10 protein-coding genes are annotated in these 12,915 nt (G+C 76.4%); 1 reads left to right on the top strand and 9 read right to left on the bottom strand.

Annotated elements, in window-relative coordinates:
* Nucleotides 1-16: 16 nt before the first annotated feature.
* The 3 genes from ACVJO7_RS00125 to ACVJO7_RS00115 form a co-directional block, all read right to left on the bottom strand.
* Nucleotides 17-1,549 carry an LCP family protein gene (locus ACVJO7_RS00125; RefSeq protein WP_491671185.1) on the bottom strand — a complete coding sequence of 511 codons (1,533 nt, stop codon included), beginning with the start codon at nucleotides 1,547-1,549 and terminating at the stop codon, nucleotides 17-19.
* Between the two features lie 1,778 nt (nucleotides 1,550-3,327).
* Entirely contained in the window at nucleotides 3,328-4,326 is a 999-nt protein-coding gene (locus tag ACVJO7_RS00120) for a hypothetical protein (protein ID WP_491671184.1), read from the bottom strand.
* A 100-nt stretch (nucleotides 4,327-4,426) separates the two neighbouring features.
* The gene (locus ACVJO7_RS00115) at nucleotides 4,427-5,503 is read right to left on the bottom strand and encodes a LytR/AlgR family response regulator transcription factor (RefSeq protein ID WP_491671183.1); all 1,077 of its coding nucleotides are present in this window, start codon (nucleotides 5,501-5,503) and stop codon (nucleotides 4,427-4,429) included.
* A gap of 419 nt (nucleotides 5,504-5,922) precedes the next feature.
* Between ACVJO7_RS00115 and mftD the strand changes: the two genes are divergently transcribed.
* A complete protein-coding gene (gene mftD, locus ACVJO7_RS00110; protein WP_491671182.1) occupies nucleotides 5,923-7,140 on the top strand; it encodes a pre-mycofactocin synthase MftD in 1,218 nt (405 codons plus the stop codon).
* Between the two features lie 12 nt (nucleotides 7,141-7,152).
* Here mftD and ACVJO7_RS00105 read toward each other — a convergent pair whose 3' ends face one another.
* The 6 genes from ACVJO7_RS00105 to ACVJO7_RS00080 form a co-directional block, all read right to left on the bottom strand.
* Nucleotides 7,153-7,467 carry a MoaD/ThiS family protein gene (locus ACVJO7_RS00105; RefSeq protein WP_344023711.1) on the bottom strand — a complete coding sequence of 105 codons (315 nt, stop codon included), beginning with the start codon at nucleotides 7,465-7,467 and terminating at the stop codon, nucleotides 7,153-7,155.
* Entirely contained in the window at nucleotides 7,464-8,588 is a 1,125-nt protein-coding gene (locus ACVJO7_RS00100) for a WD40/YVTN/BNR-like repeat-containing protein (protein ID WP_491671181.1), read from the bottom strand. Before ACVJO7_RS00100 ends, ACVJO7_RS00105 begins: the two co-directional genes overlap by 4 nt.
* A 79-nt stretch (nucleotides 8,589-8,667) precedes the next feature.
* Nucleotides 8,668-9,561 (bottom strand): oxidoreductase, encoded by an 894-nt coding sequence (locus ACVJO7_RS00095; RefSeq protein ID WP_491671180.1) that lies wholly within the window; start codon nucleotides 9,559-9,561, stop codon nucleotides 8,668-8,670.
* Between the two features lie 34 nt (nucleotides 9,562-9,595).
* Nucleotides 9,596-11,005 (bottom strand): PepSY-associated TM helix domain-containing protein, encoded by a 1,410-nt coding sequence (locus ACVJO7_RS00090; protein ID WP_491671179.1) that lies wholly within the window; start codon nucleotides 11,003-11,005, stop codon nucleotides 9,596-9,598.
* The gene (locus tag ACVJO7_RS00085; RefSeq protein WP_491671178.1) at nucleotides 11,002-12,006 is read right to left on the bottom strand and encodes a DUF5134 domain-containing protein; all 1,005 of its coding nucleotides are present in this window, start codon (nucleotides 12,004-12,006) and stop codon (nucleotides 11,002-11,004) included. Before ACVJO7_RS00085 ends, ACVJO7_RS00090 begins: the two co-directional genes overlap by 4 nt.
* A gap of 172 nt (nucleotides 12,007-12,178) precedes the next feature.
* Nucleotides 12,179-12,769 carry a sigma-70 family RNA polymerase sigma factor gene (locus tag ACVJO7_RS00080; protein WP_491671177.1) on the bottom strand — a complete coding sequence of 197 codons (591 nt, stop codon included), beginning with the start codon at nucleotides 12,767-12,769 and terminating at the stop codon, nucleotides 12,179-12,181.
* Nucleotides 12,770-12,915 lie beyond the last annotated feature (146 nt).

Below are 12,915 nucleotides of genomic sequence, written 5' to 3'. Positions count from 1 at the left end.
CCCCGCCGCCGCGTGATCAGCCGGGGATCTCCTCCTCCTCGCCGGCCGGCACGTCGGCGGCACCGACCGCGGCGCACGCGTCCTCGACCGACTGGGGGGCGGCCGAGGCCGGCTCCTCCTCCTCGTCGGGCCCGGCGGTCTGCGTCGACGACGTGGCGGGGGCCTCGGTCGTCGGGCCCGGTTCCGTCGTCGGGGCGGCGAGGGCCGGGTCCGGGGCGGGCGGCGGGTCCGCGATCGCGTCCCGGACGACCTCGCGCATGTACTCGATGTCCGGGTCCGCGGTGACGAAGAAGCCGGTGGACGAGTTCGGGTCCGGCAGTGACGGGTCGAACGCGACGCTCTCCAGCCGGAAGCCCTCGTCGGCGAGCACGGCCAGCGCCGGCAGCACCTGCTGCGGCATGTCGGTGGCGACGTTGTCCCGGGTGACGGCCGCGATGCTCTGGAACCGGCCGATCAGCTCGGTCGCGCTGGTCTCGGTGATCACCGCCTGGATCAGGCAGCGCTGCCGGCCCATCCGCTGGTAGTCGGTGCCGTCCCGGCGGGAGCGCGCGAACCACAGCGCGTCCTCGCCGTCGAGGGTCTGCACGCCGGGCTGGATGTAGCGGTCCGGGGTGGTGTAGCGGCCGAACGCGGTGACCCCGCCGACCGGGACCGGATCCGGGCCGACGTTCACGGTGACCCCGCCGACCGCGTCGATCATGGCGGAGAAGCCCGCCATGTTGACCTCGAGGTAGTAGTCGATCGGCAGGCCGGTCATGTACGAGATGGTCGACTGCAGCAGGTTGATGCCGGGGAAGCGGGTCGGGCCCGGCGGCGCGATCTGCGGGTTCTGCTCGCCGTAGGCGTAGACGCCGTTGAGCAGGTAGTCCCCGGCCGAGCCGGACGGGTCGTTGAACCCGTTCGGGAACTCCTCCGCGGCCGGGGTGCCGGGCGGGAACTCGGCGCGCTGGATGTTGCGGGGGAGGCTGAACAGCGTCGTCCGCCCGGAGCGGGTGTCGATGCTGGCGAGCATCATCGTGTCGGTGCGGGTGCCCGCGCGGTCGTCGCCCGCGTCGCTGCCGAGCAGCAGCACGTTCAGCCGGGGCTTCCCGAGTGCCTCCGCGGCGGACGTCCCGCCGCCCTGGAACAGCGAGTTCAGCAGCCCGCGCTGGGAGTTGAGGAGCTCGACGCCGTACCCGAACGGGACGGCCACGGTCAGGCACATCAGCGCCGCGGTCGCGGTGCCGAGAACCTTCTGGCCGAGCGGCATGCCGCGCGGCCGGGCGAGCGCGTAGGTGCGGGCGACCTGCGCGATCCAGCCGATCCCGCCGAGCACCAGCAGCCCGGCGATCACGGTGAGCGTGGTGGTGGACAGCAGGTTCTGCAGGAGCGTGGAGCGCCGGGCGAGCAGCACCAGCAGGGCGAGCGACACGACGACCGCGAGGACCGTCCCGAGGATCAGCCCGCCGGTGCGGCGGCGGCGCAGCGCGAGATGGCCGGACCCGGGGACGACCGCGGAGGCGGCGGTGAGGCCGAGCGCGGCGCCCAGGGTCGCCCGCGCGGTGTCCACCGGACGCCGGCGCGCCGGGGCGCCCGCCCGGTCCGCAGGGCGGTCCCCGGGGCGGTCGGCGGCCCGGTCGGCAGGGCGGTCGGTGGGACGCGGGGCGCCGCCGGGCCGGGCGCCGGGGCCGCGGCCGGACGGGTGGGCACCGCCGCGCGGGGCGCTGCCCGGGCGGGCCGGGCCGCGGTGGCCCCAGGCGCCTGCGGCACCGGCTGCTGCGGCACCGGCACCGGCACCGGCGGCGGTGCCCCGGGCACCGGCACCGGCTGCACCGGCACGGGCGGCACCGTCGGCTCCGGCTCCGGTACCGAGGGCACCGTCGGCCGGGGCGTCGGCGGGCGGACCCGGCGCACGCGGCGGCCGGGCCGGTGGCCGGGTGCCGGGCCGACCGGGGCCGGCCTGGTCGGATCCCGGGTCCGCGTCGGGCGGCGAGCCGGGACGGCGCGGCCCCGGCGCACCGGGCCGGGCCGGCGCGCCGTCGGGGCGGCCCCGGCCCGGTGCGCCGTCCGGGCGCGCCGGAGGTGCACCGGGGGGCGGGCCACCTGCCGGGCCACCCGCTGCCGGCCCACCTGCCGCCGGGCCACCTGCTGCGGGGCCACCGGCGGGCGGGGCGGCGCGGTCCTGGGGCGGGGCCTGCGTTCCGGGGGGCGTCCCGGGCCGTCCGGGCGCGGCCGGTCCGCCGTCACCGGAGGGGTCGGGCCGGGAACCCGGACCGCGGCGCGGCACGACCGGCAGCTCCCCGCTGAGCCGGGCGGCGCGGTCGCGCTCCGCGGGGGGCGCGTCCGGTTCGGCGGCGCGGTACCGGCGGCGCTCGGCGGCGGTGTCCGGGCGGCCCGGTACGGCCGTCGCGCTGACGGTCTCGCCGATCCCGCGCCGGGTCGCCCGGATCGATCGGATGTCGGTCGGCCTGCTGTCGCTGTGCCCGCTCCGGCCGGCCGCCGGATCGGGTCTCGAGGCGCGTGCGCGCCAGGCGGCGGACCGCTCGGCCGCGGCGGCGGCCTCGCGCTCGCGGCGGCGCAACCACGGGCCGTCCGGGTCGCCGGGGGGCTCGCCCCGGTCGTCGGGTCCCGGCGGGCCCGGGGCCCGGCCGGGCCGTCCGTGCCCCCCCGGCGGCGGGCCGCCCGGACGCCGCTCGGGTCCGGTGCCCGCGGGGGGCCGGCCGTGGGCACCGGTCGGCGGCCGCTCGACGCCACGGCCGTTCGGGCCGGGACCGGAGCCACCGGGGCCGCCGCCGGAGGGACCGGGCCCACCGGCGCCGGGTACGCCCGGGCCACCGGAGCCACCGGGCACGGCCGCCGCGCCCCCCGGACGCTGCTGCCCACCACCGCGACCGCCCGGCGGGTTCACCGCCCCGGGCCGGCCGGCCGGCTGCGGACCGGAGTGCCGCCCGCCGGCGGGGCCGGGCCGAGGATCGGCCTGCTGCCTGCCGGGATCACGCGGGTCGCCGCCGTCCGGTGCCGGATGCTCGCGGCGGCCGTCGGACCGCGGGTGCGGGCGGTCGTCGCGCCGCCCGGAACGCCTGCCGTCCCGCGACGGGCCGGACCGGGCCGGGTCGTGGCCATGGGGGTCCTCGCGCGGTGGTTCCGCCACCCGGCACCCCCTTCACTGATCGGCACGGTCGGGCCCGCCGTGCCGGGCGTCGGGACCCGGGCACGGGTGTCTGCACCGGCGGCGGCTCCGGCGCTCGGGTCACCCGAGAGTACTTGCCGTGATCACGATCTCGGTGCCCGGCCACCCACCCCTGTGGGTGTTCCGGGGGAGGTCACGGGAGGCTCCGGACATACCCGTCACTGGTACGAGACGAACACCGGGGACTCGGGCCGGACGTCGTAGGTCTGGCGCGGGGTGAAGGTCGGCGAGTCCTCGTCGAGGAAGTTCTTCCAGCCCCACCAGAGCCCCTCCGGCCCGGGCGCGGAGTGCAGCGTGTTCCAGGTCTCGATCTTCTCCTGCGGGGTGCCGAAGCCGTCCGCGTGCAGCACGGTGGCGAGCTCCGGGTGCGAGGTCACCACGTCGGCCCGGTCGGAGATCATCGGCACCTGGAACTGGTGCAGCAGGAAGACCTTCTGCGGCAGGTTCCGCTCCCGGACCAGCCCGGCCAGCCACTCCGAGGTCGCGTTGACCTCCGCCGCGCTCACCGAGCCGACCTGGGCGCCGTGCCGCTGCCCGTCCGTCAGCCGCCACTCCGGATCGAGCGCGAGCCCGACGTGCGGCTGCGCGAGCAGCTCGGTGTAGCGTTGCGCCTGGGTGCGGAAGTCGGCCCGGCCCGGCTGCAGGTCCAGCACCACGTAGACGCCGGCCTGCCCGGCATGTTCCACCCAGGGCCGCAGCTCCTCGACGCTCATCTCGGCCGAGTAGTCGCCGTCCGGCCCGGGTGCGGTGTCGGCGACCGTCGCGATGATCTCGAAGGCGGGCACCACCGGCTCGTCGACGAGTGGCTGGAAGTCGGCCGCCAGGTCCTGGGCCCGCGCGATCGACGCGGCGATGTCCTGCTCGCCGAGCACCCCCATCGCGGGCGTCCCGGGATGGCCGTAGAGCGCCACCATCCGGCGCTGCGGGAACAGCTCGGTGCCGCCGCCGGGCAGCTCGGGCACCGGCGGCTCGGCGCTGGTCGGCGCGGCCTCGGGGGTGGGCGGCGGCGCGGGTTCCGCGTCCGGCGCGGGATCGTTCGTGCAGCCGGCGAGCAGCGCGCAGAGCGCGAGCAGCGTGCCGATCAGGGTGAGCGGGCGGATCGACCGCCCCGGTCGATGACGGACGGTGGTCGGCTGAGTTACCCGCGAGGTGGACACCGGTCGCCAGGCTAGGTGAGCGGGGCCTCCGTGGCAGCGCGGAGCGTGTGCGGCGTGTCGCCGGGCGCCGGCGGGCTGTCAGCCGGAGGGGAGTCGGGTGTCAGCGGGGGAGGATCGGGCCGTCCGGGCCGTCGTCGGGCCCGCGCTGCGGCCGCGGCGGTCGACCGCGCAGGATCCGCTTCAGCCCGGCGGTGTGCCGCCGGCTGACCGGCAGCTCGACCGCACCCGGGCCGTTGCCGAGCCGCACGACGTAGCCGGAGCCGGACATCCGCAGCTCGGTGATCAGCGCCAGCGCCACCAGGTACGCGCGGTGGATCCGGACGAAGCCGGCCTCGCCCCACCGGTCCTCCAGCACCGAGACCGGGATCCGGACGAGGTGGCTGCCCTCGTTGGTGTGCAACCGGGCGTAGTCGCCCTGCGCCTCCACGAACCGGATCGACGAGCGCGGCACGAGCTTGGTGGTGCCGGCCAGCTCGACCGGGACCACCTCGTCGTCGGAGTTGGCGGCGGGGGCGCCCCGGCGGCCGGGGGGCACCTGCTGGCCGCCCGGCTGGGCGGGGTGCCCGGCCGGGCCGGGCGGTGCGGCCTCGGCGCGGCGGGCGGCGTGCAGTGCGACGGTCCGGTCCAGCGACCCGGCGAGGCGCTCGCTGCGCAGCGGCTTGAGCAGGTAGTCGACGGCGCCGACCTCATAGGCGTCGACGGCGCGGTCGTCGTGCGCGGTGACGAACACGACCGGCGGCGGATCGGCCATCGCGTTGAGCACCCTGGCGAGCTCCAGGCCGTCCAGGCCGGGCATCCGGATGTCGAGGAACACCACGTCGACGCCGGGCTTGGAGGCGTCGGCCTGGGAGCCGTGCAGGATCCGCAGCGCCTCGGTGGCGTCCGGCGCGGTGAGCACCGTGTCCACCCGCGGGTCCTCGCCGAGCAGGTGGGCGAGCTCCAGCAGGGCCGGCTCCTCGTCGTCCACCGCCAGGACGGTCAGCAGCGCACCAACCGGCGACGGCTGCTGCGGCGGCGGCTCGGGGGCCCGCGCCTGCCCGGGCAGGCCGATCGGCCGGTGGTTGCTCGCCCCGTATCCGGGCGGCGCCCCGTAGCCGGACGGCATGCCGTACCCGGCCGAGCCGGAGACGACCGGCGTCGCACCGGAAGCGTGCCCACCCCGCGCGTGGCTGTACACGGCTCCTCCTTGCCGCGGGCCTGCCGCCCGCTGACCGGTGACTGCGGGCACACCGTATCGAGGCTGCGGAGAGTTACCGACGGCCGGTCCTCCGCGCGCGTCGCCACGATCCGGTGTAGGCCGTCCGGGGGCTGCTGTTCGCGTGGCGTGACCCGGGACCGCGGCAGACCGGGGTACCCCGCGGCCACCGGCCCGGCCCGGCGGTGTCGTCGCTGGTCGGGCGGATGGTCCGGGCCTCGCCGATCGGACGGGGTGACGGCCCGCCATATTGTGGCACTCGGTGCCGAAACGATACGGTGCGGTGCGGTCCGACACCCGTGACCGTGCGTACCGGCACGACCGTCGGTGACGCGCCGCATGCGGACCGTGCTGGGCACGCGCACCGCGCGGCGGCACCGGGACACTGCGAAGGGGCAGCGATGGCGAGCACCAAGGACTGGTTCGAGACGGTCGCGGAGGCGCAGCGCCGGGCGCGCCGCCGGCTCCCGAGATCCGTCTACTACGCGCTGGTGGCCGGGGCGGAACAGGGCATCACGCTGTCCGACAACGTCGCCGCGTTCGACGAGCTGGGCTTCCGCCCGCACATCGCCGGCCTGCCGCCGCAGCGCGACCAGCGGACCACCGTGCTGGGGCAGGAGATCGACCTGCCGGTGGTCATCTCGCCGACCGGCGTGCAGGCGGTCGACCCGGAGGGCGAGGTCGCGGTCGCCCGCGCCGCCGCCAGCTCCAACATCCAGAACCCGCTGAACCCCGAGCAGACCGTGTCGACCGCGATGGGCCTGTCGTCGTTCGCGTCGCGCTCGGTGGAGGACGTCTGCGCGGTCAACGACAAGGTGTTCTTCCAGGTCTACTGGGCCGGTTCCAAGGAGGACATCCTGGCCCGGGCCGAGCGGGCCAGGGCGGCCGGCGCGAAGGCGCTGATCGTGACCCTGGACTGGACCTTCGCCACCCGCCGGGACTGGGGCAGCCCGCCCATCCCGGAGAAGGTCGACCTGAAGGCCGCGCTGCAGTTCGCGCCGGAGATGATCACCAAGCCGCGCTACCTGCTGGACTGGGCGAAGAGCGGCCGGATCCCGGACCTCAAGGCGCCGAACATGGCGCCCCCCGGCGGCGGCGACGCGCCCACCTTCTTCGGCGCGTACGGCGTCTGGTGGACCACCCCGCTGCCGACCTGGGACGACATCGCCTGGCTGCGCGAGCAGTGGGGCGGGCCGTTCATGATCAAGGGCATCATGCACCCGGACGACGCCCGCCGGGCCGTCGACGCCGGCGCCACCGCGATCTCGGTGTCCAACCACGGCGGGAACAACCTGGACGGCACCCCGGCCGCGATCCGGGCGCTGCCGGCGGTCGTCGACGCCGTCGGGGACGAGATCGAGGTGCTGATGGACGGCGGCGTCCGCCGCGGCTCCGACGTGGTCAAGGCGCTCGCCCTCGGCGCCCGGGCCTGCCTGATCGGCCGCGCCTACCTGTGGGGGATGGCCGCGCAGGGCGAGCGCGGGGTCACGAACGTGCTGTCGATCCTCTACAAGGGCATCGACGAGGCGCTGCTGGGGCTCGGGAAGAAGTCGATCCACGAGCTGACCCGCGACGACCTGATCGTCCCGGAGGGCTTCACCCGCTCCACGAAGCACTGATCTGGGCCCGGCTCAGCCGCCCGCCATCGCCCCGACGACCAGCAACGGCTCGTCGCCCCGGGCGACGGCGGGCGGCAGCGCGGCCCCGGCCGGGGAGTGCGAGAGGTCCTCCTCGCAGGCGAAGTAGCGCAGGTAGGGCCTGCGCCGCCCGGACCCGCGATCGCGGATCGTCCCGCACAGCTCCGGATGCCGCCGTTCGACGGCGTCGAGCACCGCCCCGAGCGAGACCGGCGGCCCGGCGACCGGGACGGTGAGCTCGCCGTCGACCCGGGCCAGCCGGCGCAGCTGGGCGGGCAGCAGCACGCGGACCGTGCAGGTCGCGGTCACGACGCGGCCCCCAGCGTCTGCACCTCCACCGACAGCACGGCGGGCAGGTCGCGCACGATCGGTGTCCAGGTGTCCCCGGCGTCCGGCGAGGCGTACACCTGGCCGCCGGTGGTGCCGACGTAGATCCCGCACTCGTCGAGCCGGTCGACGGCCATCGCGTCGCGCAGCACGTCGACGTAGCAGTGTTCCTGCGGCAGGCCGCTGGTCAGCGGCTCCCACCCGCCGCCGCCGGTGCGGCTGCGGTAGACGCGCAGCCGCCCGTCCGGCGGGTAGTGCTCGGCGTCGCTGGTGATCGGGACGACGTAGACGGTGTCCGGCTCGTGCGCGTGCACGTCGACGACGAAGCCGAAGTCGCTGGGCAGGCCGTCGCCGATGTCGTACCAGGAGTCGCCGCCGTCGTCGGACCGCATGACGTCCCAGTGCTTCTGCATGTAGACGGTGTCCGGCCGGTCCGGGTGCCGGGCGAGCTTGTGCACGCAGTGCCCGACCTCGGCGTCCGGGTCGGGGATGCCGTCGCTGACCAGGCCGCGGTTGGCGGCCCGCCAGCTGGCGCCGCCGTCGTCGGTGCGGAAGACGCCGGCGGCCGAGATCGCGACCAGCAGCGCGGCGTCGTCGCGCGGGTCCGGACAGATCGTGTGCAGGCACATCCCGCCCGCGCCGGGCTGCCAGTGCGGCCCGGACCCGTGCTCGCGCAGCCCGCGGACCTCGGTCCAGCTGTCGCCGCCGTCGACGGAGCGGAACAGGGCCGCGTCCTGCACGCCGGCCAGCAGGGTGTCCGGGTCGGACGGCGACGGCGCCAGCTTCCAGACCCGGGTGAACTCCCAGGGGTGCGGCGTGCCGTCGAAACTCTGGTGGGTGCCCGGGACGCCGGCGTAGCTGAAGTCGTTGCCGGTCGGCGCCCAGCTGCGGCCGCCGTCGTCGGAGCGTTGCAGCTGCTGGCCGAACCAGCCCATCGACAGCGCGGCCCACAGCCGGTCGGGGTCCGACGGCGACCCGGTGACGTGGTAGGCCTCCCAGCCGCCGAACAGCGGGCCGGTGACCGTCCAGTCCCGTCGTGTCCCGTCCGCCGTCAGCACGAACACGCCCTTGCGCGTGCCGACCAGTACCCGTACCCCGCTCATGCGGCCTCCTCACGCCGTGTACGGGTACCGACCGGCCGGGGCGGGTGAACTCATCGGTGCCGGACGCACCGGCCCGGCGTCACACCGGGAAGCCGACCTTCGTCAGCTCCTCGGCCCGCTCCCACAGCGCGCGCTGCACCCGGCGGTCGTGCGACGCGGGCGACGAGCCGACCGGACGCGGGTTGCCGCGCCCCTCGCCGATGCCGTCCGGCCCGATGTAGGCGCCGCCGGGCAGGTCCGGGACGGTCGCCGCGAACAGGGCGGGCAGCGCGCCGGCCGCCGCGGACTGGGCGACGACCCGGGTGGCGAGGCCGACCAGGGTGTCCTGGAACGACTCGGTGCGCCCCTGCAGGTTCGTGGCCGCGAAGCCGGGATGGGCGGCCGTCGACCGCAGCCGGGAACCGGCGGCGACGAAGCGGTGCTCCAGCTCGTAGGCGAACATCAGGCAGGCCAGCTTCGACTGGCAGTAGGCGGTCCAGCGCTCGTAGCGGCGGCGTTCGACGTTGAGGTCGTCGAGGTCGATCCGGCCCAGCCGGTGCATCTGGCTGGACAGCGTGACGACCCGGTCGGTGATCCGGTCGGCGAGCAGGCCGGTCAGCGCGAAGTGGCCGAGGAAGTTCACACCGAGCTGCATCTCGAACCCGTCGGCGGTGCGGCCCTGCGGGACCGCCATCAGCCCGGCGTTGTTCACCAGCACGTCCACCGGGCCCTCGATGCCGGCCGCGCACTCGCGGACCGACGTCAGGTCGGCCAGGTCCAGCCGCCGCACGCTCGCGGCACCGCCGAGCTCGCCGGCGACGGCGTCGCCCCGGTCGGTGTCGCGCACCGCGAGCACCACCCGGGCGCCCGCCCGGACCAGCGCGCGCGCCGTCTCCAGGCCGAGCCCGCTGTTCGCGCCGGTGACGACGACGGTGCGCCCGTGCTGGGGCGGGATCTCGCCGGTCGTCCAGGGAGCGGGTGAGGACCAGAACACGGGCGGCTCCTTACGGGATGGGCGTGCCCCGGGTCTACCCGTTCGGTGGCCGCGTCATCCGCTGCGACACGGCCGCGGGCGTCGGGTCCACCCCGGTGGACGCCCGGCGGGCGGCCAGCGCGGCGTCCAGCAGCAGGAAGGCGACCAGCGAGATGCCGAGCACCGGCATGGCCAGCCCGATCAGCAGTGCCAGCCCCGCGACCAGCGCCACCGACGCCGGTGCCGGGCGTTCCCGCGATCCCGGCGGGCCCGCGTACCGGCGGCCGCCGGGCAGCGTGGGTCTGCGCAGCCACCACATCCGGTACCCCCACACGACCAGCACGATCAGTGCCGCCGCCAGCGCGGCCAGCGCGATCTGGTTGGCGACGCCGAACAGCAGCCCCATGTGCGCGTCGACGCCCCAGCGGGCCAGCTTCGCCGCGACCGGCCAGTCGTCGAAGGCGAGCCGGTCGACGATCGCGCCGCTCGTCGGGTCGACGGCGACCGAGTCCATCCGGGTGGGCCAGCTGCGCACCGTCCCGATCACCGACCACGCCTCGCCCGGGTCGCCCGGCAGCACCTCGACCGGGCCGGTCAGCCCGTCCGCGCGGGCGGCGTCCAGGACGAGTGCGGTGTCGGCGCCGACGGTGTCCCCGACGGCCGGGGCGCCCGCCGATCCGGTGAGCGGGGTGCCGCTGACCGTCGGGGTGGTCCAGTCCAGGGCGGTGCGCAGCGAGGACACGTTCGAGCCGGCGAACTGCGACCAGGTCAGGCCGGTCGCGGCCAGGAACAGGAACCCGACCGACGCCCAGATGCCGACCGCCCCGTGCCAGGACATGAGCCGGGAACGCGGGGATCCGCCGGTCCGGGGCAGCACCCGTTCGCGACGGGCGCGCACCCGCCGGGTCAGCTGCACGACCAGCCCGGAGACGGTCAGCACCGCCAGCCACGACGCGGCCAGCTCGGAGTACACCTGGCCGGGCGGGCCGAGCAGCAGCGACCGGTGCAGGTTGTCGATCACCGCGCGGACCGGGAGCCACTCGGCGTAGGTGTCCAGGGTGGCCCGCACGTCGGCGGTGTAGGGATCGACGAAGACGGTCCGGTTGTAGCTGGGGGCGAGATCGGCGTCGAAGGACACCCGGGTGGTGACGCCCGGCTCGGGTGACGGCCGCAGTTCGGTGACCGGCAGCCCGGGCTGGGTGGCGACGGCGGCGGCGACCTGCTCGGCGATCGGCAGCTCGGGCCCGCTGACCGGGGTGTACAGCGCGTCGGCGTGTGCCCAGCGCTCGATCTGCGGGGTCAGCGTGTAGAGCAGCCCGGTGATCGCGGCGACCAGCAGGAACGGGCCGACGATCAGGCCCGCGTAGAAGTGGATGCGGATGACCAGCGGCCGGAGCCCGCGGAACGGGCCGCCCGGGCGGGCCGGGGCGGGGGGACCGGGCCGGGCCTCGGGTGCGGCGGTCACCAGCCCGCCACCATCGCCGCGAGCATCAGGACCATGCCGATGCTCATGAGGGCGTGGCAGCCGGCGTCCGTGCGCGGGCCGAACAGCGGGCGCCGCGGTGTGCCCGGCGTGCACGGCGCGTCCGGTGCGCCCGCTTCGTCCGGGTGTTCGGCGACGGCGGTCGAGGTGGTCGCCGGGCCGGTCGCGGCGGGGGGGCCGGTGGCGGTTCCGGCGGGGACCCCGGTGGCGGTTCCGGCGGGGACCGCGGTGGGGGGTCCGGCCGGGTTGTTCGTGCGGATGTCGCCGGGGCCCGCTGAGGTGCCGGCCGTGGCTGTGCGGGTGGGGGTGGCCGTGCGGGTGGAGGTGGCCGTGCCTGTTCCGGTGGCGGTGCCGGTGCCGGTGGCGGCCGTGCTGTCGCTGCCGACGCCCGCCGGATCCAGCGGGGCGCCGGGGAAGTCCTCGTCGGCGGCGTGCCCGTGGCCGTCGGCGGCGAGCGCCCGGACGGCCCAGAACCCGGCGACGGCCAGCAGCGCCGCGCACAGCGCCACGGTCACGCCGACCGCCCAGCCGGCCTGACCGGCCGCGTGTGCCGCGTGGTCGGCGCCGGCGTCGTGCCCGACGTGGCCGGTGTGCCCCCCGCCGCCCGCCGGGGCGGTCACCGGGGCGGGCATGATCAGCGGCATCGCGGCGAGCATCCACACCATCGCGGCCGCCATCAGTGCATGCGCCGAGCCGCCGGTGCAGCCGTGCAGCCGGTGCCGCCTGCGGCGGACCGCGTCGGCCGCGAAGAACACCGCGAACCCGCCGAAGAGCAGGATCTGGAACCACAGGCCGGTGGTTCCGTACCAGGTCCAGGTCATCACGACCATCGCCGCGCTCATCAGCAGGTGCGCCAGCTCCGAGGTGCGCCGCCCGGGCGGCGCGGCCTCGGCGACGGCACCCGACCAGCGCAGCAGCGCGTAGCCGCCGGTCAGCACGAACAGCGCGGTCAGGGTGAGCGCCACGGGCAGGGACGCGATCACGGGACCTCCTGGGGGAGCGGCGGGTCCGACGGGGGCACGTACCGGTTGGTCGTCGCCGTCACCCGCCCGGTTCCCGGTGCGACGGGCGTCACCCGGTCGGCGCGGCGCGGCCGTGCACGCGCGCTGTGTCAGCGCTGCACCAGCGCTGCACCAGCGCTGCACCAGCGCTGCGTCAGCGCGGTGCGGACCGGAGCGCCCGCCGCGGCCCGGGTGCGGCGGTGTCCGCCTCCAGCGCGCGCACCAGGTCCTCCCGGGCCCGCGCCACCCGGGACCGGATGGTGCCGACCGGGCAGCAACAGACCTGCGCGGCCTCGGCGTAGCCGAGATCCAGGATCTGGGTGAGCACGAACGCCTCGCGGCGGTCCGCCGGCAGGTCGTCGATCAGCGCCCGCAGCACGACCGCCTCCTGCGCCCCGCTGCGCGGAACCATCCGCTCCATCGTCTCCAGCGCGTCGTCACCGAGATCGCGGGTCCGCGGCCGGCGCACCGCGGTGCGGACCGCGTCGACGGCGACCCGGCGGGCGACCGACAGCAGCCAGGTGCGCGCGCTGGACCGGCCCTCGAAGGTGGACAGCGTCCGCAGCGCCCGCAGGTAGGTCTCCTGGGTGAGGTCCTCCGCGTCGGCGGGGCCGTTCAGGTGCACCAGGAACCGGTACACGTCGGCCTGGGTGGCCCGGACGAACGCCGTCAGCGCGGCCTGGTCACCGGACCCGGCGGCCAGCGACCACGCCGTCACGGTGGCATCGTCGTGGCGTTCGGGCACCCTGCCACGGTAGTACGCGCAGCGGCCGGCGCAACGTCCCCCCACCTGCTGTTCCGCAGGCCGGGAACACGTTGCGTGACAAATCATCACTGTCCGGACTGCGGCGGTCCGCCGTTCCGCGCAGCGGATTGCGACTACCGTCGCAG

This window comes from Pseudonocardia sp. DxW, from assembly GCF_058448985.1.
Note: the sequence above shows the minus strand (reverse complement) of the source record. Positions and strands in the feature narration are given on the sequence as shown.

What these genes read in the sequence shown, in the direction of transcription:
- mftD (WP_491671182.1), top strand. Translation starts at nt 5,923, where the DNA reads ATGGCGAGCACCAAGGACTGGTTCGAGACGGTCGCGGAGGCGCAGCGC.
- ACVJO7_RS00100 (WP_491671181.1), bottom strand. Translation starts at nt 8,588, where the DNA reads ATGAGCGGGGTACGGGTACTGGTCGGCACGCGCAAGGGCGTGTTCGTG.